21 protein-coding genes are annotated in these 24771 nt (G+C 65.3%); 14 read left to right on the top strand and 7 right to left on the bottom strand.

Annotated features, from left to right (window positions below; all coding sequences use genetic code 11):
- Positions 1-10 precede the first annotated feature (10 nt).
- Genes CUTER_RS04355 through rho form a run of 5 tightly spaced genes read right to left on the bottom strand, consistent with a single transcriptional unit; the run spans position 11 to position 5228 of the window.
- A complete protein-coding gene (locus tag CUTER_RS04355; protein ID WP_047259387.1) occupies positions 11-1141 on the bottom strand; it encodes a glycosyltransferase family 4 protein in 1131 nt (376 codons plus the stop codon).
- Complete coding sequence (locus tag CUTER_RS04350) at positions 1138-1794, bottom strand: L-threonylcarbamoyladenylate synthase (protein WP_047259386.1); 657 nt, start codon at positions 1792-1794, stop codon at positions 1138-1140. Before CUTER_RS04350 ends, CUTER_RS04355 begins: the two co-directional genes overlap by 4 nt.
- 4 nt (positions 1795-1798) lie before the next feature.
- The gene (gene prmC, locus CUTER_RS04345) at positions 1799-2605 is read right to left on the bottom strand and encodes a peptide chain release factor N(5)-glutamine methyltransferase (RefSeq protein WP_407919177.1); all 807 of its coding nucleotides are present in this window, start codon (positions 2603-2605) and stop codon (positions 1799-1801) included.
- Positions 2605-3678, bottom strand: a complete 1074-nt coding sequence (gene prfA / locus CUTER_RS04340) for a peptide chain release factor 1 (RefSeq protein WP_047259384.1) — start codon at positions 3676-3678, stop codon at positions 2605-2607. The genes prmC and prfA overlap by 1 nt, the downstream gene beginning before the upstream one ends.
- The gene (gene rho / locus CUTER_RS04335; protein ID WP_236684783.1) at positions 3678-5228 is read right to left on the bottom strand and encodes a transcription termination factor Rho; all 1551 of its coding nucleotides are present in this window, start codon (positions 5226-5228) and stop codon (positions 3678-3680) included. Before rho ends, prfA begins: the two co-directional genes overlap by 1 nt.
- A gap of 243 nt (positions 5229-5471) precedes the next feature.
- Here rho and CUTER_RS04330 point away from each other — a divergent pair, with 243 nt between their 5' ends.
- The 6 genes from CUTER_RS04330 (at position 5472) to CUTER_RS11040 (ending at position 11618) form a co-directional block, all read left to right on the top strand.
- A complete protein-coding gene (locus CUTER_RS04330; RefSeq protein WP_047259382.1) occupies positions 5472-7133 on the top strand; it encodes a long-chain fatty-acid--CoA ligase in 1662 nt (553 codons plus the stop codon).
- A gap of 42 nt (positions 7134-7175) precedes the next feature.
- Positions 7176-8195, top strand: a complete 1020-nt coding sequence (moaA, locus tag CUTER_RS04325; protein ID WP_047259381.1) for a GTP 3',8-cyclase MoaA — start codon at positions 7176-7178, stop codon at positions 8193-8195.
- Positions 8196-9365 carry a molybdopterin molybdotransferase MoeA gene (locus tag CUTER_RS04320; RefSeq protein WP_047259380.1) on the top strand — a complete coding sequence of 390 codons (1170 nt, stop codon included), beginning with the start codon at positions 8196-8198 and terminating at the stop codon, positions 9363-9365. It begins immediately after the preceding gene.
- Positions 9366-9377: 12 nt separating this feature from the next.
- Entirely contained in the window at positions 9378-9857 is a 480-nt protein-coding gene (gene moaC / locus CUTER_RS04315) for a cyclic pyranopterin monophosphate synthase MoaC (protein ID WP_047259379.1), read from the top strand.
- Positions 9850-10422, top strand: coding sequence for a molybdenum cofactor guanylyltransferase (gene mobA, locus CUTER_RS04310; RefSeq protein WP_052844031.1), 573 nt, complete (start codon positions 9850-9852; stop codon positions 10420-10422). The genes moaC and mobA overlap by 8 nt, the downstream gene beginning before the upstream one ends.
- Before the next feature lie 62 nt (positions 10423-10484).
- Complete coding sequence (locus tag CUTER_RS11040) at positions 10485-11618, top strand: HNH endonuclease signature motif containing protein (protein ID WP_052844030.1); 1134 nt, start codon at positions 10485-10487, stop codon at positions 11616-11618.
- A 45-nt stretch (positions 11619-11663) separates the two neighbouring features.
- On the opposite strand, the gene CUTER_RS04300 is transcribed toward CUTER_RS11040, so the two are convergent.
- Positions 11664-12173, bottom strand: a complete 510-nt coding sequence (locus CUTER_RS04300; protein WP_047259378.1) for a MogA/MoaB family molybdenum cofactor biosynthesis protein — start codon at positions 12171-12173, stop codon at positions 11664-11666.
- Between the two features lie 165 nt (positions 12174-12338).
- On the opposite strand from CUTER_RS04300, the gene CUTER_RS04295 reads away from it, so the two are divergent.
- The 8 genes from CUTER_RS04295 to CUTER_RS04260 are packed head-to-tail and all read left to right on the top strand — an operon-like array spanning position 12339 to position 23853.
- A complete protein-coding gene (locus tag CUTER_RS04295; protein WP_047259377.1) occupies positions 12339-13676 on the top strand; it encodes a nitrate/nitrite transporter in 1338 nt (445 codons plus the stop codon).
- A gap of 9 nt (positions 13677-13685) precedes the next feature.
- Positions 13686-17399 carry a nitrate reductase subunit alpha gene (locus tag CUTER_RS04290; RefSeq protein ID WP_047259376.1) on the top strand — a complete coding sequence of 1238 codons (3714 nt, stop codon included), beginning with the start codon at positions 13686-13688 and terminating at the stop codon, positions 17397-17399.
- Entirely contained in the window at positions 17399-19003 is a 1605-nt protein-coding gene (gene narH, locus CUTER_RS04285; RefSeq protein WP_047259375.1) for a nitrate reductase subunit beta, read from the top strand. The genes CUTER_RS04290 and narH overlap by 1 nt, the downstream gene beginning before the upstream one ends.
- On the top strand, positions 19000-19719 hold the full coding sequence (gene narJ / locus CUTER_RS04280) for a nitrate reductase molybdenum cofactor assembly chaperone (protein WP_047259374.1): 720 nt from the start codon (positions 19000-19002) through the stop codon (positions 19717-19719). Before narH ends, narJ begins: the two co-directional genes overlap by 4 nt.
- The gene (gene narI / locus CUTER_RS04275; RefSeq protein ID WP_047259373.1) at positions 19712-20494 is read left to right on the top strand and encodes a respiratory nitrate reductase subunit gamma; all 783 of its coding nucleotides are present in this window, start codon (positions 19712-19714) and stop codon (positions 20492-20494) included. Before narJ ends, narI begins: the two co-directional genes overlap by 8 nt.
- Before the next feature lie 49 nt (positions 20495-20543).
- Positions 20544-21290, top strand: coding sequence for a molybdate ABC transporter substrate-binding protein (modA, locus tag CUTER_RS04270; protein WP_047259372.1), 747 nt, complete (start codon positions 20544-20546; stop codon positions 21288-21290).
- Between the two features lie 38 nt (positions 21291-21328).
- The gene (locus CUTER_RS04265; RefSeq protein ID WP_236684763.1) at positions 21329-23203 is read left to right on the top strand and encodes an ATP-binding cassette domain-containing protein; all 1875 of its coding nucleotides are present in this window, start codon (positions 21329-21331) and stop codon (positions 23201-23203) included.
- Positions 23204-23214: 11 nt separating this feature from the next.
- Entirely contained in the window at positions 23215-23853 is a 639-nt protein-coding gene (locus tag CUTER_RS04260; RefSeq protein WP_047259370.1) for a helix-turn-helix transcriptional regulator, read from the top strand.
- On the opposite strand, the gene thrB is transcribed toward CUTER_RS04260, so the two are convergent.
- A complete protein-coding gene (gene thrB / locus CUTER_RS04255; protein WP_047259369.1) occupies positions 23850-24767 on the bottom strand; it encodes a homoserine kinase in 918 nt (305 codons plus the stop codon). The genes CUTER_RS04260 and thrB overlap by 4 nt on opposite strands.
- Between the last annotated feature and the right edge of the window lie 4 nt (positions 24768-24771).

Genomic DNA, 24771 nt, shown 5'->3' with positions numbered 1-24771 from the left:
CCCAGAAAGCCTACCGTAGCCGTGGCGGCGAGCTTCGACGCGCCGTGAACACTCCGGCGCATACCAGGGCCGCGACCGTCGCCGCCAGTGCCCAGCGGGGTGCGACGATGGAAAAACTCACTGCGCCGAAAGCCACCGCGGACACCCACGAATAGAGGATGAGCACAGTTCGACGGTGGCTATGGCCGATCGCCAACAACCGGTGGTGAAGGTGCTGTCGATCCGCCGTGAAGGGACTCGCGCCCCTGGCCACCCGTCGCGCCACCGCCATCGAGAGATCCAGCACCGGCACGAATACCGCCGCCGCTACGACGAGCAGGGGGCTAATCAGCGCGATGAGATCCACTGCGCCGTACAGCGACAGGTCGATCTTGCCCGAGGCGCTCGTCGCTGACGCCGCCAGGAGCAACCCGATGAGCATCGAGCCCGAGTCGCCCATAAAGATCCTCGCGGGCTCAAAGTTATGCGGCAGGAAACCGGCGCACACCCCGACCAGACCAGCGGCGATAAGGGCCGGCGGATAAGCGCTCACCGCGCCACCAAGGTCATGCAAGACCGTGAGGGCGTAGACCAGAATGGCCCCGCCGGCGACCATTCCCACCCCGGCCGCCAACCCGTCGAGGCCGTCGATGAAGTTCACCGCGTTCATCAAGGTCACCGTGACCACCGTGGTGACGAGCACCGAATAGGCCTGGTCCAGTACCACAGTGGTACCGCCACCCCAGGGCACAAACAGCAGCGACCAGGACAACCCCAGCAGAGACATCAGCACTGCCGCAACCACCTGGCCCACCAGCTTCACCGGGGCCGATAGTTCCACGAGGTCATCGACGATGCCCACCACCACGATGACAAAGGCGGCGGCAATCACCGCCGTCATCTCCGGGGTGACGGGCATGAAGCCCCGGGTTAACGCCGGTAGCTGGTTGGCCAGGAAGACGGCCGCGCCGAAGCCCGTAAACATAGCGACGCCACCCAGCCGCGGCGTCGGTTGGGTGTGCACATCGCGCTGGCGGATTTCGGCGACGAAGCCACTGCGGATTGCCGCCACCCGCACGACTCCGGTTAACACGAAAGTCACCGCAGCCCCCACGAGGATGACTACTGCCAGCTCACGCAGAGGAAGCCCCACCGGGGTCATCGGCGCCGCAGGTCCTCCGCCGGAACCCGCAGAACCTCCCCGATGCGCTCGGCGGTAATCGCTCCTTCTCGCAGGATGACCGGACGTGGCCCGGACATGTCCACGATCGTCGATGCCTCGCCGATCTCAGCCGTCCCGCCATCCAGATACACGGACACAGCGCGTCCCAGCTGCTGCTTGGCATCCGTCGCCGTCGTCGGAGCCGGCTGACCCGATATGTTGGCCGAAGACACCGCCATCGGCCCCACCTCCCGGAGCAGCTCGATAGCCACCGGGTGCAGTGGCATCCGCAGCATCACCGTCGAACGGGTGTCTCCCAGGTTCCACGGCAGGCTCGGCGCCTCCGGAACGACGAGCGACAACCCACCCGGCCAAAAAGCCTCAACCAGCGTTTTCGTGTCCTCGCTCAAGCCCTGAGTAAGCCCCTGGATGGTGGTCCACGATCCGACCAGCACGGGGACCGGCATGTCCGGACCGCGGCGCTTCGTGGCGAGCAGCTTCGCCACAGCCTCGTTGTCAAACGCGTCGCACCCAAGGCCGTACACCGTATCGGTCGGCAGCACCACCAAGCGGCCGGCGCGAACAGCCTCGACGGCCGCCGCGATGCCCTGCTGTCGCGAGGTGGGATCGGCCATGGAGTAAATCTTGCTCATGGGGCTACACTTTAGCCGCGGTGACAAAACGGGGACGACCCGCCAGGTCAGTCATGGCCTCCACATTGACCAAGCCGGCGTCGCGGAAGGTATCAACCACCGCCGCCGACGTAGAGTCATCGTGTTCGACGCCCACCACCGCGCCGGGGGCCGCCAGCGCCACCACCAAAGGCATAAACGCCCGGATGAGGTCCATGCCATCGGCCCCGGAAAAGACGGCCTCCGGGGGATCGTGGTACACCTCCGGCTCCAGGCCGTCGTCAAGCGGCACATAAGGCGGGTTAGAAACCACCACATCCACCCGGCCGTGCAGCTCGGGGAGGATCAGTTCCCTGACATCTGCCTGAACCAGCGTGACATCCGGCGCATTACGCCGAGCGAATTCCAACGCCGACGCCGAGGCGTCCACCCCCACCACCGTGGCATCCGGGCACATCGAGGCCACGTATTGGGCGATGGCTCCGCTGCCGGTGCACAAGTCAACGACTACAGGCGCAGCCCGACGCTTCGCGTGCGTCACCGCCCAGTCGGCGAGCAGCTCCGTCTCCGGACGGGGGATGAAGACACCCGGGCCTACCGCGAGATCCAGGTGGCCGAAGGCGGCGCTGCCCGTAATGTGCTGCAACGGTTCCCGGGCCACGCGACGCTCGATCAGCTCATCGAATCCGGCAGGTGCCGGTCCCCACCGGTCCATCGACAGTGCCGGGACGCCCAACAGATGCGCCGCGAGCAAGCGGGCGTCGACCTCCGGCGACGGGCACCCCGCCGCGGCTAGTCGGGCCGCACCCGCGGCGAGCGCGTCGCGGAGGATCACTCCGCCTCTAGCCGCTCGGCTCGCTCCGCCGCCTGCAGCGCGGTGATGAGATCATCCATCGCCCCGCCCAGGACCGTATCGAGGTTGTTCGCCTTGTAGTTGATGCGGTGATCGCTGATGCGATTCTCCGGCCAGTTGTAGGTGCGGATGCGCTCCGAACGGTCCATGGTCCGAACCTGCGCGGCACGCCCCTCGGCGGCCTCCGCATCCGCGGCCTCAGCCGCCATCTGATCCAGCCGGGCCTGCAGCACCTGCAGCGCGCGGGCCTTGTTCTGGATCTGGGAGCGCTCCTTCTGACAGGTCACCACCAGGCCCGTCGGCAGGTGGGTGATACGCACCGCAGAGTCCGTCGTGTTAACGCCCTGTCCGCCCTTACCGGAGGACCGGTAAACGTCGACGCGGATGTCCTTGTCGTCGATCTCTACGCTGCCCACCTCGTCGGGCTCCGGGTACACCAACACGCCGGCGGCGGACGTCTGGATCCGGCCCTGCGACTCCGTAACCGGGATGCGCTGCACGCGGTGCACACCGCCCTCAAACTTCAAGAAACTCCACACCCCATCACGCGAGGGGGTCTTCGCCTTGATGGACACAGTCATATCCTTGACTCCGCCCAGGTCCGACTCCGACAGGCCCAGCACATCCCACGTGAAGCCCCGCTTCTCGGCGTACTTCTGATACATCTTCGCGAGGTCACCGGCGAACAGGGCAGCCTCCTCGCCGCCGGCGCCGGCCTTGATCTCCATGATGATGTCGTCGCCGTCGCGCTCATCCCGCGGAGCCAGCAGATCCGCCAGCTTCTCTTCCAGCTCGACGGTCTCCTGCTCTAGGCGCTCCACCTCGGGTTGGAAGTCGTGATCCTCGTAGGCCATCTCGCGGGCTACTTCGAGGTCCTCCTGGGCCCGGGTGAGCTCGGTGTTCGCCCGGATGATCGGCTGCAACTCCGAATAACGCTTCGACAGCTTGCGGAACAGGTGCTGATCAGCGGCCACCTCCGGGTCGCCCATCTGAGCCTCGATGCCCTGGTACTCGGCGACGTAGTCGTCGACCAGAGAAACTTCCTTCGCCATTACAGGTACTCCTCGACATCCTTATCGGCGGCCATGGGAGCGCTCGACGCCACCTGCATCAAGAACTCGCCATTCGACCTCGTCTTCTTCAGCTGCTTGATGAGCAGATCAATCGCCGCCTGCGAATCCAGCGCGGAGAGAATACGGCGCAGCTTGTGCATCACCCGATACTCGTCCGGCGGCATGAGCAACTCATCCTTGCGCGTACCCGTCGGATTGACATCGACGGCCGGGAACACCCGACGCTCCGAGATCTTGCGATCCAGCTTCAGCTCCGCGTTGCCGGTGCCCTTGAACTCCTCAAAGATGACCGTATCGCCCGCCGAACCAGTCTCGACCATGGCGGTGGCGATGATCGTGAGGCTACCGCCGTGCTCAATGTTGCGCGCCGCGCCGAGGAAACGCTTCGGCGGATACAACGCGTTCGAGTCGACACCACCAGAAAGGATGCGCCCCGACGCCGGCGAGGAGTTGTTATACGCACGGCCCAGTCGCGTGATCGAGTCGAGCAGGACGACGACGTCTTTGCCCATCTCCACCAGCCGCTTCGCCCGCTCGATGGCGAGCTCGGCGACGGCAGTGTGCTCGGCCGGGGGGCGGTCGAAGGTCGACGCGATGACCTCGCCCTTGACCGAGCGCTGCATGTCGGTGACTTCCTCGGGGCGCTCGTCGACGAGCACCACCATGAGGTAACACTCCGGGTTATTCGTGGCGATCGCGTTCGCAATGTTCTGCAAAATCGTCGTCTTACCAGCCTTAGGCGGCGAGACGATGAGCGCACGCTGGCCCTTACCGATCGGCATGACCAAGTCGATCACGCGCGTCGTAAGGATGTTGGGCTGGGTCTCCAGGCGCAGCCGCTGGTTCGGGTACAGCGGGGTGAGCTTGTGGAAGTCGGGGCGCTTTCGGGCTTCCTCCGGGTGCATCCCATTGACCGAATCCACCCGGACCAGCTGGTTGTACTTCCGGCGGTTTCGGCCGTTTCCGTGGGTGTGTCCACCCCCGCCGACCTTGACCTGGCCAACGATCGCGTCGCCGGAGCGCAGGTCAAAGCGACGCACCATGTTGTTGTTGACGAACACATCAGACGGTGCCGAGCGGTAGCCCGTCGTGCGGACGAACGCGGCATTGTTATCGACCACGTCGAGAATGCCCGCCACCGACTCCAGCTCCTCCGGCTCCGGTTCGCGCTGGTGGCCGTTCTGCTGCTCGGCGTTGGCGTTGTCACGCTGCTCCCGGTTTCGACGGTTGCGTCGGTTACGGCGGCCGCGCCGCCCCCGGTTGGGGCGAGAAGACCCGTCACGGTCGTGCTCAGCCTTCTCCGCCGGCGTCGTTTCTTCCGAGGCTACGGAGGCTACGGCCGGTCGGGGGGATTCCTCCCGGGGCGGTTCTTCCCGGGTCGGTTCCGGTCGGGCCGGCTGCTCTCGGGCCGGTTCCTGCCGGACCGGGGCGCCGGAGGACAAAGCAGCCACCAGCTGCCCCTTCCGCAAACCCGAGATCCCCTTCAGCCCTCGGCTGGCAGCGAGAGCGCGAAGCTCGGTGAGCTTCATCGCGCTCAAGTCAGTGGTGTCCGTATCGCTCACGGAAATCCTTTCGTAGCATGGCCCGGGCTCTTCACTAGCAACGGGGCAACGCACGGTTTGTTCGCTCTTTGACGATCGCGGGCCGCGAATCTTCGTAGCGCCCTCGAACCTGGGGCGGCCGTAATTCGGCTCGGACTCACCGACGATCGGGAGCCAGTCTAGCGCACGACCGACGCCCCGACGGTATTTACCCGCGCTAGAGTAAACCGCATGCTCTCGACCATGCAGGATGTCCCCCTCTCCATTGGGCACATCGTGTCTTACGGCTCCCGTGTGCACGCCAGCACGACGGTCACCACCTTTAGAACCATCGAGCCCGAGACCACCACCTTCGGCGCCATCGGGTCGCGCAGTGCCGCCTTCGCACACGCCCTGCGCGAGGAGCTCGGGATCACCGATGACCAGCGCGTCGGCACCCTCATGTTCAACAGCGCCGAGCATCTCGAGGTCATGTTCGCAGTCACGGCGATGGGCGCGGTCTTTGTGCCCCTCAATAAACAGCTGCTCGACGCTCAGCTTCGCCACATCGTCCGCCACTGCAACGTGGAGGTCATCGTCGTCGACCCCCGGCTGGTCGACAAACTTACCGAATTCATTCCCGACGCCTCCGAGCTACGCACCGTCATCATCACTGGCACGGACGGCATCCCCGACGCCATCGGCGGCGTTCCCGCACTCTCCTACGAAGCGCTGCTCGACGGTCGCCCCACGGACTATGCCTGGCCCGAATTACCGGACAACACCGCCGCCGCCCTGTGCTACTCCACCGGCACCGAGGGAGCACCGAAGGCGATCGCTTACTCCCACCGTTCCCTCTACCTGCAGGCGCTCACGCTGCGCGCAGCGGACTCCCTGGGGATCTCAAACGGCGAGGCCTTTCTCAGCTGCGTACCCATCTACCACGTGCTGAGCTGGGGCGTCCCCTTTGCCGCCTGGATGTCCGGCACCCCCTTGGTACTGCCAGCAGCCGACCTCAGCGCGCCCCGGCTAGCCGACATCATCGCCACCGCCCAACCCCGCAAAGCCAATGGCGTCCCCACCCTGTGGAACCAGCTCATGGTTCACTACCTCGAACACCCGCCGCACCGCATGAGCCTCACCGAGGTGTTCGTCGGCGGCTCCCCCGCCACCGACTGGCTCATCCGCACCTGGGAGGAGAGCTTCGGAGTCGACATCATCCACGTCTGGGGCATGACCGAAACCACCACCGTCGGCACCGTCGCCCGCCCGCCGGCCGGCTCCTCCGGGGAGCAACGCACCGCCTACCGCGTCTCCCAAGGCCGATTCGATCCCTCCCTCGACTACCGCGTCGTTAACGACGGAGACATCGTCACCCCAGACCAGTACCGTCCCGGCGAAATTCAAGTCCGGGGCAATCTCGTCACCGCGTCCTACCTCCCCGACGATGCGGACACCGCCCGCGCCACCAGCTTCACCGAAGACGGCTGGCTGCGCACCGGCGACGTCGGCACCGTCACCTCCGACGGATTCCTCTCCATCTCCGACCGGGCCCGCGACGTTATTCGCTCCGGCGGCGAATGGATCTACTCCGCGCAGCTGGAAAACGTCATCATGGAATCCGACGCCATCTTAGAATGCGCCGTCGTCGGCATCCCTCACGTTAAGTGGGGCGAACGCCCCCTCGCCGTCGCCGTCACCTACCCCGGGTATCCGCCCACTGCCGACACCGCCCGCGCCATCCGGGCAGAGCTCCGTGCCATCCTGCCGAATTGGATGATCCCCGAATATTGGGCCTTCGTCGACCACATAGCCAAGACAAGCGTCGACAAGTTTGACAAAAAGGACCTCCGTCAACATCTCGCCGATGGCCTCCTCGACGTCATCACCCTTCCCAGCCCGGGCGATCGATGACGCTTGGAATAGATACCGAAAATCCCTAAACTAAAGCGGATAATGACACCTCCGCTGCTTCTCACCGACCGCTACGGCCGTATCGGCCGCGACCTTCGGGTCAGCCTCACCGACCGGTGCAACCTCCGTTGCACCTATTGCATGCCGGCAGAGGGTCTCGACTGGCTGCCGAAGGAGAGCACCCTCACCGACGAAGAGATCATTCGCCTCATCCGCATCGGCGTCACCCGCCTGGGAATCCGAAATGTCCGCTTCACCGGCGGGGAACCTCTCCTGCGCAAGTCACTTGAGCAGATCGTGGCCGCTACCACCGCCCTACGCACCGACGACGGGCGCGTCCCCACCACCGCGCTGACCACCAACGCCCTCGGGCTCGCCCGGCGTGCCAGCGGCCTCGCCGACGCCGGGCTCCAGCGAGTCAACATCTCCCTCGACACCGTCGACCGCGCCACCTATGCCCAGCTCACCCGACGAGACCGTCTCCCCGACGTCATCTCCGGCATCGACGCCGCACTCGACGCCGGGCTGCGCCCCGTCAAGATCAACGCCGTCGCCATGCCGGGCATCAACTCCGACCACATCATCGACCTAGCTGCCTTCTGCCTGCAACGAGGCGCCCAACTCCGCTTCATCGAACAGATGCCCCTTGGCCCCCGGGACCAATGGGATCGCACCCACATGGTCACCGCCGAAGACATCCTCCGGGAACTGCGCAGCGCCTTCACCCTCACCCCCGCCTCCGAACCCCGAGGGTCGGCGCCTGCCGCCCTGTGGAACGTCACCGGACACGGCCTGAGCGGCACCATCGGCATCATCGCCAGCGTCACCCACTCCTTCTGCGGAGCCTGCGACCGGACCCGGCTGACCGCCGACGGCGCCATCCGAAACTGCCTCTTCGCCCACGAGGAATTCTCACTCCGCGACCTCCTGCGCGACGGCGCCAACGACGAGGCAATCGTCGACGCCTGGCTCAACGCCATGTGGGCCAAGAAGCCTGGTCACGGCATCGACGACGAAGGCTTCCTTCAACCCGAACGACCCATGTCCGCCATCGGAGGATAAATGGACACCATCGACGACCACCTCGCGCGCGTCCTTGCCACCGTCGGCCCCGCACTCCCGGCTCGGCGTCACCGCACCGTTGACGCCGCCGGCCTCGTGCTCGCCACCGACGCCTCCGCAGTGCTCGCCGTCCCGCCCTTCGCAAACTCCGCCATGGACGGTTTCCTCGTCCACGACACCACCCAGGCTGGCGACGTCCTCACCGTCGTCGCCGACGTTCCCGCTGGCAGCCCACCCCGCTCAGCTGCACCGGGGCAGGCCGTGCGCATCATGACCGGCGCACCTGTCCCCGAGGACCACCGCCGGCAGCGCGTTATCCCAGTCGAACTCACTGACATTCCACCCGGGCCCCAGCCGACACCCGCCACCGTCACCATCCGCGACCTACCCGGCGACCGCACCCACATCCGGGACCGCGGAGACAACATTCCCGCCGGGCACCCCCTCCTTCGCGCTGGGCAACGCCTCGACGCGGGCCGCATCGCCGCCGCCGTCGCCGCCGGCATCGACACCGTTCTCGCTCACCCCGCACCTCGCGTACGGATCATCGCCACCGGCGACGAACTCGCACCACCCGGCGCGCCGCTCGGCCCAGGTCAGATCCCAAACTCCAACCTACCCATGCTCGCCCAGCTCGCCGCCGACGCCGGCGCCGCCCACGTGCAGACCGACCATCGACCCGATGACCCAACGCAGTTCCTTGAAGCCACGAGTAACGCCGACCTGCTCATCACCTCCGGAGGGATCTCCGCCGGCGCCTTCGACCCGGTCCGCGCCGCTCTTTCGGACACCTGCTGGTTCGGCGAGGTTGCACAGCGCCCCGGCGCCCCGCAGGGGACCGGCCGCTACGGCGCCACGCCCGTCGTCTGCCTCCCGGGAAACCCGGTCGCCGCCTTCGTCTCCTTCCATCTCTATGCCGCACCCGCCATCCGGGCGCTCGCCGGACGCGACCCCCGCCATCAAATCCTGCACCTTCGCGCCGAAGGGGAAGTCCGCCGCCGACCTCACCACACGACCATCATCCCCTGTATCGTCAACCTGTCCGACGGCACCGCCCGTCTCGGCGATGGCGCGAGCCACCGGGTCGCTTCCCTCGGCGGTACCACCGGCCTCGCGCTGATTCCGCCTAACCACAGCGACAACACCATCCCTGTCATCTACACCGGATAGCCCAGAAACACCATGAAACTCACCCACCTCAATGACTCCGGCGCCGCCCGCATGGTCGACGTCACCGCCAAGACCCCCACCGTCCGCAGCGCCACTGCCTACGGGGAGGTAGCCTGCTCCCCCGAAGTCCTGACTGCCCTCCGTGACGGCACCGTCCCCAAGGGCGACGTCCTCGCCGTGGCCCGCATCGCCGGCATCAACGCCGCCAAGAAGGTACCCGAGCTGCTGCCCCTGGCTCACACCATCGGGGTCCACGGCGCCGCAGTCGACCTCGACCTTCGCGACGACCACATTGCGATCACCGCCACCGTCCGCACCGCCGACCGAACCGGTGTCGAAATGGAGGCTCTCACCGCCGTCTCCGTCGCCGCCCTCGCCGTCATCGACATGGTCAAGGGTGTGGATCGCTCCGCCTACATTCGACGCCAGGGCATCACTGCCAAGTCCGGTGGCCGCTCCGGCGACTGGTCCCGGGAGCTGCCCCGTGACTAATTTCACCCCCGGCCTCGACGTCATTATTCTCGCCGGCGGCCGCGGTAGCCGGATGGGCGGGCGCGACAAGGCCACCGTACGTGTCAACGGAGAACGGCTCATCGACCTCCTACTCGACGAAGTATCGCTGCTCGACGGCCTCATGCAGGTCATCGTCGTTACCACCCGAGGTCTCGACGTGCGCCCCGGAGTGAAAGTTGTCGCCGAGGATCCCGCCTTCGCCGGCCCGGTTGCCGCCATCGCCGCCGGACTGGCAGCCGCCGCCGGCCAGCCGTCGACAACAACCGCTATCCTCGCCGTCGACGCCCCGGCCTCCGCCGCCCTCGTGCCGGACCTCATCGACGCCCTCGATGACGGTGACGCTGCCTGCGTCGACGGCCAACCCCTGTGTGCCGTCTGGTCCACCCCGGCCCTTCAGCAACGCATCAGCGATCTCGACAGCGTCCAGGACCGGTCCGCCCGCTCCCTGCTGGAGGGCCAGACAGTTTACACAATTGACGGAAATGGCGACGAAACCGACTACGACACCCTTGAAGAACTTCGGGAAATCGGCACTGTCGACTAGCCACCCTTAAGTTATCCACAGGGGTATTCCGCGCCAGAAGCTAGTGCTCTAGTGTCCGAGGCATGAACGTTGCTTCGCAGCTCAACGAGTGCCTCGCAGATGGGATCGGTCTTCTTGATTCTCTCAGCGAGCACGGCGAGCTGCCCGCCACCCTGCTGAGCCGCTCCCAGCGAGTCAGGCTTCGCAGCCTCGTAGACATTTATGCCGGTCCCCGCCGGGCACGGCGCAAGCAACGCGCCTGCCGCGATACCGCCCGCGCAGCACACATGTCATTGCACGGACTGCTCGCCATCGAAAAGCAGATGACCAAGCTGTCCCCCAAGGCTGATACCTGGGGTGTGCGCGCACGGCTCTGCGCCCTCACCGGAAGCGTCGACGACATCGCGCGCGCCGCCGCTGCGATAGTAAGGCAAGAAAACCGCAAGGTAGATCCCAGCGAAGAATCTGCTCACCGCCTCCGCGGAGTCAAGGGAGGCAAAAACACCGACGGCGCAGGGTGCCGTACCTTCACCACCACCGGGCCCGAATCCGATATCCAGCGCATGCTCGCCGTCGTCCATTCACGGGCCGTCTCACTACGAGCCCGCGACCGGAACCTCACCTACGAGCAAGCACGATTCGACGCCCTCAAGGCCCTTATCCTCGGCGGGACCGACAAACCCGCCAGCCAGCTCCGGGCTACCGCCTTAGTCGTCATATCCCTACCCGACTGGGCCCGAGTCCTGCGCGGCGAAGGCGACGACGTCGTCCTCGCAACCACCGGTGGCATTGAGATGACCGGCGCCCAGCTCGTCGAGCACCTGGTATCCGAGGAGCACCTCGTAGGCCTCTACGATCCGGTGGAAGGCCCTGTCAACCTCTATCGGACCAAGCGGCACCACTCTCCGAAAATGGGCGTGCTTGCCGACGCCGAGTCCATCGTCTGCGAATGGCCTGGATGCTCCACACCCGCCGACCAATGCCAGAATCATCACCTCACTGCGTGGGCGGCCGGCGGTGAGACATCCGTAGATAACATCACGAAGCTCTGCCCGACCCATAACGGTCGAAACGATGACCGCCGCGAGGCACCCCGCTACGGCCACGTCACCAGGGTTGAGGGACGGGTCGTGTGGATGCCGCCCGACGGTGGGCCACCGGACACCAACCATCATCCCATTAAGGACTACTCGGCAGCCGCCCTCATCCGGCGCTAGCAACTGCCTTCGGGGGCGCTACGAACTGTGTCGAGCGTCTGGTTTTTAGCAGCCTGCCAGCTTACGGGTGATGCTATCGACGAGCGGCAGGACGACGCCGAGGGTGTCTCGCACGCCGCCGGCGGAGCTCGGCGCGGTGACGATAAGGGTTGCGTCGGGTTCTCGGCTCGTCAACCCGATGACGGCTCTGGACAGGCCGGCCTTCGAGGAGGACGCGAGGCCGGCGAGGAGCACCTGGGTCTCAACTCCGGTGAGCCGTACGTGGATGCGTTCCATGGCCACTTCCGGGGTGTAGTCGGTGGGCCCGCAGCCGGTGCCCCCGCTGATCAGGATGATGCGTGCCCCGGTTGCGAGAGCTTGGTCGAGAGCTTCGGACACGTCGTCGCGCCCCTCCCCGATGACGCGGGGTTCGTCGACGGCATATCCGCTGGCGGCCAGCATCTCCTTGGCTAGTGCGCCGGCGTGGTTCGGCTTAACCCCGGTTTGGACGCGGTGTGAGGAGACGATGACGGCGGCTCGGGTCGCCTCGTTTTTTGCTAACGATTGATCGACCATGCTTTTCGCTGTCCTTTCGCAGGGCTCGATTTTCCAAACACTTTCGTTGCGTAATTATACACGGATTTTTCCGGAGAAAAAGTGGACTCCGCTGGTGACGGACTGATTAAATAAATCTAAGGATACAAACTCGATGGGCGTGGCCCGTTACTCGGAAGGACCTGAATGTCGTCACTTGATACCTCCCAGCGGGTGCTCCATGGCTGGGACCCGGAAGACCCACAGAAGTGGAACGCCGGCATCGCCTGGCGCACCCTGTGGATCTCCACCATCGCCCTGTTCCTGGGCTTCTGCACCTGGTTCCTGGTATCGGCAATCGCCCCCATGCTGAACCAGATTGGCTTCTCTCTCACCAAGGGCCAGCTCTACTGGCTCACGGCTATCCCGGGCCTGTCGACCGGTCTACTCCGACTCGTCTTCATGTTCCTGCCGCCCATCATCGGAACCCGCAAGCTGGTCTCCGTCTCGTCGTTGCTCTTTGTCCTGCCGATGTTCGGGTGGTTCTTCGCCGTCCAGGACCCGACGACACCCTACTGGTGGCTGCTCACCCTGGCCTTCATTTCGGGCATCGGCGGCGGCGTCTTCTCCGGTTTCATGCCCTCGACGGGGTACTTCTTCCCGAAGAAGAAGTCAGGCACCGCCCTCGGCCTGCAGGCCGGCCTGTCGAACATGGGCATGTCCTTCATCCAGTTGCTCAGTCCCTGGCTGATGGGGTTCTCCCTCCTCGGCATCGGCTTTGTAGCTCCGCAACGCCACGTTGAGACCGGGGAGGCCCTCTTCGTGCACAACCCGGCGATCATCATGGTGCCGTGGTCCATTGTTATGGCCGTCGTGGCTTTCGCACTGTTGAAGGACGTCCCGGTCAAGGCGAACTTCCGCCAGCAGATCGACATCTTCGGAAACAGCAATACCTGGATCATGACCCTGGTGTACGTCGCCGGGTTTGGCGCTTTTTCGGGCTTCTCCGCCTCCCTGGCTCTACTCATTAACGACAACTTCGGTGCTTCCTCCGCCCTCGCCGAAACAGTGCCGGCAGACCAGCTGCCCAAGGGTGCGGCATTCGCCTTCGTTTTCCCGCTCATCGGCGCGGGTGTCCGGGCCCTGTCGGGTCCGCTGTGCGACCGCTTCGGAGGCGCCATCTGGTCCTTTATTGGCCTGGTCGGCATGGCTATTTTCACGGGAGCTGCCGCGCTGTTCCTCCGCCCGGACAGCACCTCTGACTTCTATTGGTTCTTCGTGCTCATGATGATCATGGGCGTATTTTCCGGCCTGGTTAACGCCGGTTCCTTCAAGCAGATGCCGATGATCTTCACGAAGCGCCAAGCTGGTGGCGTCATCGGATGGACCGGCGCCATGGGTGCCTTCGGCCCCTTCATTATGGGCATCTTGCTCTCCCTGTTGGCGCCTACCACCTTCTTCATCGGTTGTGTCGTGTTCTTTGCGGTCACCGCCGTCCTGGTGTGGATCTACTACGCCCGGCCTAACGCCCCGTTCCCCGGATAGGAGTTCACCATGACAGTTTCCAACCCCCTGTTTAAGCTGGGCGCCTACGCTCGACGCGGAGAAACCAGCGACTCCGGGCAGCAGCTCTTTCTTACCGGCGGCCGCGATGCTGACGCCTTTTATCGCAACCGCTGGTCCTTCGACAAGATGGTTCGTTCGACCCATGGGGTTAACTGCACCGGTTCCTGTTCCTGGAAGGTGTACGTCAAAGACGGCGTCATCACCTGGGAATCCCAGGCGGTCGACTACCCGTCGACGGGGGCGGATATGCCCGACTACGAGCCCCGCGGTTGTCCCCGCGGAGCGTCCTTCTCGTGGTACACCTACTCGCCGACGCGCATTCGTTATCCCTACGCCCGCGGCGTGCTGGTGGACATGTACCGGGCCGCTAAGAAACAGTTCGGCGATCCGGTCCTCGCCTGGCGTTCCATCCAGGAGGATCCGAAGAAGCGTCACGCCTACGTTTCTCAACGCGGTAAGGGCGGTCTCGTTCGCATTGACTACACCGAAGCGATCGAAATGGCTGCGGCGGCTCATGTGTATACCGTGCGCCAGTGGGGTCCCGATCGGATTGCCGGTTTTACGGTCATCCCAGCAATGAGTCAGGTGTCCTACGGCGCTGGTACTCGCTTCTTGCAGATGATCGGCGGCGTGGCCCTTTCCTTCTACGATTGGTACGCAGATCTTCCGCCGGCGTCTCCGCAGACCTTCGGCGATCAGACGGACGTTCCCGAATCGGGTGACTGGTATAACTCTTCATACCTCATGATGTGGGGCTCTAATATTCCGGTCACGCGAACCCCGGATGCTCACTTCATGGTGGAGGCTCGCTACCGGGGCACGAAGGTGGTGGTAGTTTCACCGGACTTTGCGGACAATACTGTTCACGCGGACGAGTGGTTGCGAATCGATCCGGGTACCGACGCGGCCCTCGCTTTCGCCCTGGGCCACGTCATCTTGTCGGAATTCCATGTGGGACGCCAGGAGCCCTACTTCCTCAACTACATGAAGAAGTACACGGATGCGGCCTTCCTTGTGGAACTCGACGATCGCGGCGACGGCACGTTCACGCCCGGCAAGTTCCACACGGCGTCGAATGCCTCCGACGACGCGCTGCGTGCCACCCCCAACGCCACCCACCGCCTCCTTGTCATGGAACACGACGGGGGCGTCGTTGACCCGGGCGGAACGGCCGCCGATCACTTCGGCCCCGACGGTGAGGGGAAGTGGAATCTGAAGCTCGAGGGCGTCAGCCCGGTGTTGTCCATCGCGGAGACTGACGGCTTCGATACCGCTGAGGTGCTCTTTCCTCGCTTCGACCTTGATGCCGACCCGGCGGACGTCGGTGGTGACGGCCCGATCGGCGCCGGGGTGATCACGCGCGGCGTCCCGGTTCGCCGCGTGGGCGATCGCCTCCTGACGACGGTTTTCGACATCATGCTCGCCCACTATGGCGTCAATCGCCCCGACCTTGGGTTGCCGGGCGACTGGCCTGTGGACTTCTTCGACGCCGACTCTCCCGGCACTCCGGCCTGGCAGGAGGGCCTCACGGGTGTGCCGGCCCAGGCAGCAATTCGTATTGCCCGGGAGTTTGCCCAGAACGCCGCGGATTCCCAGGGCCGTTCGCAGATCATTATGGGCGCCGGTGTCAACCACTACTTCCATGCAGACTCCATCTACCGCACGTTCTTGGCGTTGACGTCGATGTGCGGAACCCAGGGTGTCAACGGCGGCGGTTGGGCTCACTACGTGGGCCAAGAAAAGCTGCGTCCGATGAACGGCTGGTCCCAGTACGCCTTTGCGCTGGACTGGCAACGCCCGGCGCGGCAGATGATCACCACCGGCTTCTACTACTTGACGACGTGCCAGTGGCGCTATGACAATTCGAAGGCGTCGCGCCTGGCTTCGCCCCTGGCGAACCGAGGGACGGTGGGCGACAAACTGCTGTCGGAGACCCTCATCGAATCGATGAAGCGCGGGTGGATGCCGTCGTACCCGCAGTTCAACCGGAATCCGCTACTGCTGGCAGACGAGGCCGATAAGAAGGGCCTGGACGTTCAGTCTTACGTCGTCGAGGAGCTGGAGTCGGGTCGCCTTCGCTTTGCGTGTGAGGACCCTGATGCGCCGGAGAATTGGCCGCGGATTCTGCTCAATTGGCGAACAAATCTCATGGGTTCCTCGGCGAAGGGCACGGAGTTTTTCCTCCGGCACATGCTCGGCGTCGATTCCGATGCTACGGCCGAGGAACTCAGCCCGGAGGAGCGCCCGTCGACGATCTCGTGGCGAGAGGCTCCGCAAGGCAAGCTCGATCTCATGTTGACGACGGATTTCCGCAATACGTCGACGACGCTGGTGTCGGATATTGTGCTGCCGGCCGCCACGTGGTACGAAAAGCATGATTTGTCTACCACGGACATGCATCCGTTCATCCATTCCTTTAATGCGGCGATTAATCCGCCGTGGGAGGCACGCACCGATTTCCAGGTGTTCCGTGATCTCGCCGATGCTTTTTCGCAGATGGCGGTGCGGTGGCTGGGCGTTCAACGTGACCTCATCACCGCGCCGCTGGGCCATGATTCCCCGGATGAGCTGAGCATGCCCAATGGCGTGGTCCCCAACCTCACCGAGGAGGGGCTCCGCCCGGGCAAGAACATGGCGAAGTTGATCCCCGTGGAGCGGGATTACACCAAGGTGTTCGAGAAGTGGAAGCACCTGGGTCCCAAGACTGAGCAACTGGGCACTGGTGTCCACGGAACCCCGTACAACGTGGCCAAGCAGTGCGAGGAATTGGCGATCATTAACGGCGTCGGCGATACAGCCGTGGGGCCTCGACCGAGGCTCGATAAAGACACCAAGGTCATTGAGATGATTCTGCATCTGTCCGGGGTGTCCAACGGAGAGGTTGCCGTCGAAGGGTTCCGAAACCAGGGTCGGCGAGTCGGAGTTGATATGTCCCCCCTGGTGGCGGGCAGCGAACACACGCGTATTAACTGGGACGCCATTAAGGAACGTCCGACCAAGATCCTCACTTCTCCCGAGTGGACGGGCGACACGCGTGACGGACGGCGCTACACCGCGTTCTCCATCAACGTTGAGTGGGACAAGCCCTTCCACACGCTGTCCGGCCGGATGCACTACTACCTGGATCACGATTGGTTCATGGATTACGGCGAGCAGCTTCCGGTGTACCGACCCCCGTTGGACAAGCTTCACCTCAACGGTGAACACCGCCCCGGGGAGCTACTCACGGGCGAAGGTGGCGATCCGGAGGTGACGGTGCGCTACCTGACCACCCACAACAAGTGGTCGATTCACTCGCAGTATTTCGACAATCTCCATATCCTGTCGATTTCCCGCGGCGGCCAAGTGGTGTGGATGTCTCAGAAGGACGCCGAGAAGATTGGGGTGAAAGACAACGAATGGGTGGAGGTGTACAACCGCAACGGTGTGGTCTCCGCCCGGGCTATTGTCTCCCACCGCATCCCGGAGGGCACGCTCATCATGAATCACGCGCAGGAGCGGACGGTGGGAACGCCGCTGAATGAACGCACGGGGCGCCGCGGAGGTACCCACAATTCGCTCACCCGGATCATGATTAAGCCGATTCACGTGGCCGCCGGGTACGGCCATCTCACCTACGGGTTCAATTACATTGGCCCGACCGGTAATAACCGCGACGAGGTCACCCGCATTCGTCGCCGCTCTCAGGAGGTGCAGTTCTAATGCGAGTTATGGCGCAGATCGCCATGATCATGAACCTGGACAAGTGCATTGGGTGCCACACCTGCTCGGTGACATGCAAGCAGGCGTGGACGAACCGTCAGGGCACCGAGTACATGTGGTTCAACAACGTCGAAACCCGCCCCGGCGTCGGGTTCCCCCGGGGTTGGGAAGACCAGGAGAAATGGGAAGGCGGCTGGGCGCTCAATTCCCGCGGGCAACTCACTCCTCGCTCGGGTGGTCGGATTAAGAAGCTCGCCACCATCTTCCACAACCCGAAGCTGCCGACCATCTCCGACTACTACGAACCATGGACCTACGAGTACGACAAGCTGCTCTCGGCGCCTAAAGGGCAGTCGACGCAGCCCACGGCCCGGCCGGTGTCTCAGATCGACGGTAATCCGATCGACACGATTTCTTGGTCGTCGAACTGGGATGATAATTTGGGCGGCTCCGCGGAGACGCTGGATGAGGACCCGACGCTGCGCCAGGCGAGCATCCGGGTGAAGAAGCAGATCGAGGACTCTTTCATGTTCTATCTGCCCCGCATCTGCGAGCACTGCCTCAATCCGACGTGCGTGTCGTCGTGTCCGTCGGGCGCGATGTACAAACGGGCTGAGGACGGCATCGTGCTCGTCGCCCAGGACCAGTGCCGAGGGTGGCGCATGTGTGTGTCAGGCTGCCCTTATAAAAAGGTGTACTTCAACCACAAGTCCGGCAAGGCGGAAAAGTGCACGCTGTGTTATCCGCGCTTGGAAGTGGGTCAGCCCACGGTGTGTTCGGAAACCTGCGTGGGCCGGTTGCGCTATCTGGGGGTGGTGCTTTACGACGCGGATCGGGTCGCCGAGGCCGCCGCAACCCCTGATGAGCATGATCTCTATGAGGCGCAGCGCAGCCTTCTGCTCGATCCTTTCGACCCCCAGGTCCAGCGAGAGGCGCTGGCACAAGGCATCCCGCCGTCGTGGTTGGACGCCGCCCAGCAGTCCCCCATTTACGAGCTGATCTCCACCTTCGAGGTGGCTCTGCCACTGCATCCGGAGTACCGAACGCTGCCGATGGTGTGGTACATCCCGCCGTTGTCTCCAGTGGTCGACGAGGTGACGGCGGCTGGCGGTGACGGGGAGGATCACCGGATTCTGTTCTCTGCCCTGTCGAATATGCGCATTCCCCTGGAGTATCTGGCGGGTCTGTTTACGGCTGGTGACACCGCCCCGGTGGAGCGTTCGCTGCGCCGGCTGGTTGCTATGCGGTCGTACATGCGCGACCTTCACTTGGGCCAGGATCCGCAGGAGGAGATCGCGGCCGCCGTCGGCATGACAGGCAAGGACATCACTCGGTTGTACCGCCTCCTGGCTATCGCGAAGTACGACGACCGTTACGTGATCCCCACGACGTCCCCGGAGACCCCGCGAGGTATTGCCTCCCTGGATCCTTTTGGCGACCAGGAACCCCACAAGGCCCTGGATTCCTTCCCGGATCTCGGCATCGGCGCCCCGGAGGCCTGTTCGTCCGGGTGCGGCACCTCGGCACCCGCTAGCGGTAAGGTCTCGCTGCTGTCGTGGCAGGGCGAACGCCCGGAGGCGATGTTCCCACAGGAGCGCTTATGAGACCCCTAGGTGCCGCCGTCGCCGAGGTGACGGCCCCGGTGGAGGTCAGCATCGAGCAGCGCCGGGTGACGGCGATGGCCGCGGCGTTGCTGCTGGCCTACCCGGATCCGGAGGAGGCACCGGCGCGCTTCGAGGCGGTATCGGAGCAGCTGCACACGCTGCCGGCGGCGGTGCGGGCCGAGTTCGAGGCCTTCTTCGCGGCCACCCATGCCCTGTCGGCGCGGGAGTTGGCCGCCCACTATGTGGAAACCTTCGACCAGCGTCGACGGTGTTGTCTGTTTCTTTCCTATTATCTGGCGGGTGATACCCGCAAGCGCGGTGCCGCCATCCTAGCTTTCCGTGACCGCTTGCGGGATCTAGGCATTGTCGAGATCTCGGAGGAGCTGCCGGATCACCTGTGCGTCGTGCTGGAGGCGCTCGCGCTCGCCGACGACGCTCACCACGAGGCCGCGGTTGAACTCGTGGCCGCTCACCGAGAGGGCGTGGAGGTGCTGAAAAGCGCGCTCGACGCGGTGGGCTCTGCCTACGCTCACGTCGTCCGGGCGGTGGCGATGGTTCTCCCGGAGATTGATGCCTCGACCGTCGACCGCTACGTCACTCTTATCACCGCCGGTCCACCCGCCGAGGTGGTGGGCGTCGAGCAGCTCGGTATCCCGCTGCCCGACCCGATTCGCACGGCGTATCCACCCATGTTGAAAGGCGATCACCATGTTTAATCTCGAGTTGTTCCTCTGGGTTGCGTTTCCGTGGCTGGCAAGCGCAGCGTTCCTCGTCGGCGTCATATGGCGGTGGCGTACCGACCAATTCGGCTGGACCACCCATTCCTCACAGATTTACGAGTCGAAGCTTCTGCGGCTGTCCTCCCCCCTGTTCCACTACGGCATGCTTTTCGTCGTCGTCGGCCACCTCATGGGGCTGGCGTTTCCGAAGTCGTGGACCCGGGCGGTGGGCATCAACGATCACGCTTATCACCTGCTGGCAACCATTCCGGGCACGGTGGCCGGCGTTGCGGCGGTGTTGGGCCTGATCGGGTTGCTGTACCGACGGGTGGTCAAGCGCTCGGTGTTTTTGTCGACGTCACGCTCCGACAAGGTGATGTACGTGTTCCTGTGCGGCGCGATCCTGACCGGTTTCGCGGCCACGGTGATCCACCAGGTGTTTGGCGGGGCGCACGGCTACGACTATCGGGAGACTATCTCGCCGTGGCTGCGGCAGCTGTTCGTGTTCAACCCACAGCCGGAGCTGATGGCCGACGTGCCGGTGGCGTTCAAGATGCACGTCATCGCCGGTTTCACCTTGTTGGCGGTGTGGCCGTGGACGCGTTTGGTCCACGCCTTCTCCGCCCCGGTGGGTTATGTGTCGCGGCCCTACGTGGTCTACCGGTCCCGGGACACGTCCCGGGGTGTGCAGCGCATGCCGGACGCGTGGGAGCCGATCCGTTCTCGCACGGAGCAGCTGTCGCGCGGGGAGGCGCCGTCTCGCGGGGCGTGACCATACCCCGGGTAAGCTGAGGGGTTATCGACTGCTCACGAAGGGGTTCATGGTGGATCGCGCAATCAAGGCTGGGGCCGCCCTGTCGGCCGCCGCCGTCGTTCTGACTGGCTGTGGCGGTGCTGGCGACGCAACGGGGGTGACGGTCTTCGGGGCGTCGTCGACCCGGGTGCTCAACGACCGGATCGTCGAACTCGCCGGCGGCGTTGACCTCGTGTTCAATAACGACGGTTCCGGGGCGCTGGTCAGCCAGCTGCGGGAGGGCGCCCCGGCTGATCTTCTCATCACCGCCGACACCGCGACGATGGACCGGGCGGTCGCCGACGGTAGCGTCGTCGACCCGGTGTCAGTGGCGTCGAACTCTATGGTCATTATCGTCGCCGAGGGCAATCCGGCCGGCGTCGCCGGGCTCGCCGACCTTGAGGAGCGCTCGGATCTGACCGTAGTGGCGTGTGACCCGTCGGTGCCCTGCGGCGTCCTGGCCCGCCAGCTGGCCGATCAGGCCGGGGTTCAGCTCAATCCGGCGTCGTGGGAGGCGCGGGTGGCCGATGTGGCCGGGAAGGTGGCTAATGGCGAGGCCGACGCGGGTTTGGTCTATCGCACCGACGCGGTTGCGCTGTCGGAAGTGGTCGACGCCGTCGACATCCCGGGCGCCAAGGAGTATCCGACGCAGGTGTGGGCGGCGGTGACGACGAACGCGGCGCACCCCGAGGCCGCCGAACGAGTCCTGGCGGTCCTCACCTCCGCTGAGCTGCGCGATGCGCTCACTGACGCCGGGTTCGCCCCGGCCGTCTGATGTCCCAGCTGCGGCCCGCCTGGCCGCCTGCCCCCGTCGTGATCACGACGTTGGCGGCGCTAGCCCTGGCCTACCTGGTTGCTCCCCTGGTGGCCCTGGGAACCCGGGTGCCGTGGGGCAGGTTGGGTCGGATCCTGGTTCGCGATGACGTCACGGAACTGTTGCGGTTGACGCTGTTGGCCGCGGTGTGTTCTTCCGTGATCGTGGTCGTGTTGGGCACACCGCTGGCACTGGCGTTGCACAGCTACCGCCGCGGGGCCATGCTCGCCCGGGTGCTGGTATTGCTTCCCTTGGCTATGCCGCCGGTGGTGGGCGGCTTGGCGTTATCAGCCCTGCTGGGCAACCGGGGCGCGTTGTCGGGCCTGCTCGAGGCCGCCGGCATCCGTATAGCTTTTGCCTTTCCCGGGGTGGTGGCGGCGCATGTTTTCGTGGCCCTGCCTTTCGTCGTCGTGGCTGTCGACTCGGCCCTGCGGCAGGTGGACCGGGAGGTGACGGCCTCGGCGGCGAGCATCGGCATGAGCCCGTGGCGGGTCACCAGCCGCATTACGGTGCCGACGATCGCCCCCGCGCTGGCCACCGGCGCCGGGCTCGCTTTCGCCCGCTCCCTCGGGGAGTTCGGTACCACGATCACCTTCGCGGGGTCTATGCCCGGGGTGACGCGCACGATGGCTCTGGCGATCTACGTGGAGCGGGAGTCTGACCGGGACGTCGCCTATGCCCTGTCTGCGGTGCTGCTGCTGCTGGCCACGATAACGCTCGTGGTCTCGGCGCTGCCGGCTATGTGGCGGCGTTTACCCCCCTCACGGCCCCTCCCACTTGAGGAAATGGACGCCGAGGCCTTGTCGGAGCTGACCCGTCCGGTGGCCGCCGAGGACGTGGTCATCACGTCGGCGGGGGTTCGCACGGAGTTTCCGGCCAGGCGGATATCCGCGGTTGTGGGGCCTAATGGGTCGGGCAAGAGCACCCTGATGGGACTCATGGCGGGCCGGCTGCTGGCCCCGGATACGCAGGTCAGTGTCGGCGGACGGCGGGTGGACGGCCTACCCGCGCACCGACGCGGCGTGGTCCTTCTCACCCAGCGTCCCGGGTTGCCGCCGATCGGCACGGTGTCCTCGGCGATCACCTTGGTCACCGGGGACGCGAGTCGGACTCGCGCCTTGCTCGAGGCCGCCGGGCTCGGTCGACTTCACGACGCCCCAACGCTGGCACTATCCGGCGGGCAGGCAGCCCAGGTGGCGCTGGTACGGGCCTTGGCCGCGCGTCCGTCGGTGCTGGTGCTCGACGAGCCCCTGGCGGCCGTGGACGTCGAATCCGCTGTCCGGTGGCGCCGCGTCCTGTCGGCGGCCTCCGCGCACCGCACCACTGTCTTGGTTACCCACGACGGACTCGACGTCGCCGGGATGGCGGACCGCCTGGTCGTCCTGGAGTCAGGCGGTGTCGTCGCGGCGGGAGCGACCTTGCAGCTTCTGGCGGTTCCTCCCACCGATTTTGTGGCTGCTCTGACCGGCCTGAACCGACTGGAGGGCTTGGTCGACGCGGTCAATGGGCGTATCATTACGGCCACCTGTGGCGGTCTTCGCGTCACGGGGAAGGCTTCCCCAGCCGAACACCGACTCCGGCCCGGCGACCACGTGGTGGTGACCCTGGACCCGGCGGGCACCGCCGTTCAGCCTCCCGGCGTCCAGCCGCCGAGCTCGGTCTGCAACGTGTGGCCCGGGACCGTGGAGACGATTTCCGCCGTGGATGTGACGTCGGCGAAGGCCTCGGTGCGCCTGGCGTCGGGCGCGCGCCTGGTCGTCCCCGTTACGGCGGCGGCGGTCGTGGAGTTGGGTCTGGAGCCGGGCACCCGCGTGGACTGCTTCACCAAGGCGCGCGCCATCGCAGTGCACCCCCACCCGACCTCGATCCATTAAGGAGGGTTGTTATGGCTCCCCCTCGTCCGACCGCTGACCTGTTTCCCACGTCGCTGCGTCTCAGCCCGAAACAGCGACTGGTACTGCGGACTCTGCACGAGTATCCCGGCGGGTCGAAGGCGACGGATATTGCGCAGGCTTTAGGGATGCATGTCAACACCGTCCGCGGGCACCTCGACGAATTGATTGAGCGAGGTGCGGTCGACGTCGTCACCGCCCCGATCAGTGGCCGTGGCCGCCCGTCGTTGCTCTTCCGTGCCTGTGTGCCCGACGGCCGCATCGTCACCAACGAATACGTGGACCTGGTCAACCTGCTGACGGAGGTCGCCGGATTAACTCCGCAACAGGCGCGGGACCTGGGTCGCCGTTGGGCGCAGAACGTCGCGCCCGAGGACTCCTCCGAGCGGCTGTGGGACCTGCTGCGCCGGATGGGCTTCGATCCCTCGTCGCCGCTGGCCACCGACGACGGCGATGCGGTGACGTTGCGGGCCTGCCCCTTCGTTACTCCTGGTGGGGCGGCCCCGTCGCCGGTGATCTGCTCGGTGCACGCCGGATTCATCGAGGCGATCGCCGGTTCGGAACGCAGCGTGACGCTACAGACTTACCTCGACGGCCCCGAGTGCCGGGTCGTGCTAGGCCCTGGGTCCTAGCTAGCTTCGACCGGCCCGGCGACGGGCAGTTCGATGACGCGGAGGCCGTCTTCGCGGGCGGCGTCGAGGACTCGTTCATCGATGGGCTGGGTGTGCAGCACCATGCAGGTCGGCCCCGCTCCGGAGAGGTAGGCGGCGTAGCCGCGATTACGCAGCCGGTTGACCCACTCCGCGGTGACGGGGAGGACGTCGGCTCGGTACGGCTGGTGGAGCCGGTCACGGGTGCCTTCGAGCAGGAGCTCTGGGTGGTGTTGCAGTGCGACGGTCATCACGGCGACGCGGGAGACATTGAAGCGGGCGTCGAGGTGTGTCACCTGTTCCGGCAGCACCTTGCGCACGGCGTGGGTGGAGGCGTGGAAGTTCGGGACGAGGGCGGTCGCCCGAATGTCGGGGTGGACCCCGATTCCTACGGCACGGTAGGTGGGCTGGCTGTGACCGTCGACGGGGATGTCCGTCCAGGAGACCACGGCTCCGCCGAGTACGCTGGCGGCGGCGTTATCGGGGTGTCCTTCGAAGGTGGACGCTAGCTGCACCAGTTGGTCGTTGTTGAGCGGCTTGCCAGCTAGGGCGTTGGCGGCAACAACGCCGGCGGCGGCAGCAGCTGCGGAGGACCCGAGACCGCGCGACTGAGGGATGGTGTTTTCGCACCTCACTCGCAGACCGGGGGCTTGCACTCCGGCGGCGGCGAGGCCGGCGTGGATGGCGCGGACGACGAGGTGGGAGCCGTCGCGCGGGAGGTCGTCGGCGCCTTCACCGTAGATCTCGATTTCAAGACCGGAGGAGGTCACCTCAACGGTGACGGTGTCGTAAATGCCGAGGGCGAGTCCTAAGGTGTCGAACCCGGGGCCGAGGTTGGCCGAGGAACCGGGCACCCGGACGGTGGTCTGGGTGCCAACGACGAGATCGATTGCCATGGGA

It is taken from the genome of Corynebacterium uterequi (genome assembly GCF_001021065.1).
Taxonomy (GTDB): domain Bacteria; phylum Actinomycetota; class Actinomycetes; order Mycobacteriales; family Mycobacteriaceae; genus Corynebacterium; species Corynebacterium uterequi.
Note: the sequence above shows the minus strand (reverse complement) of the source record. Positions and strands in the feature narration are given on the sequence as shown.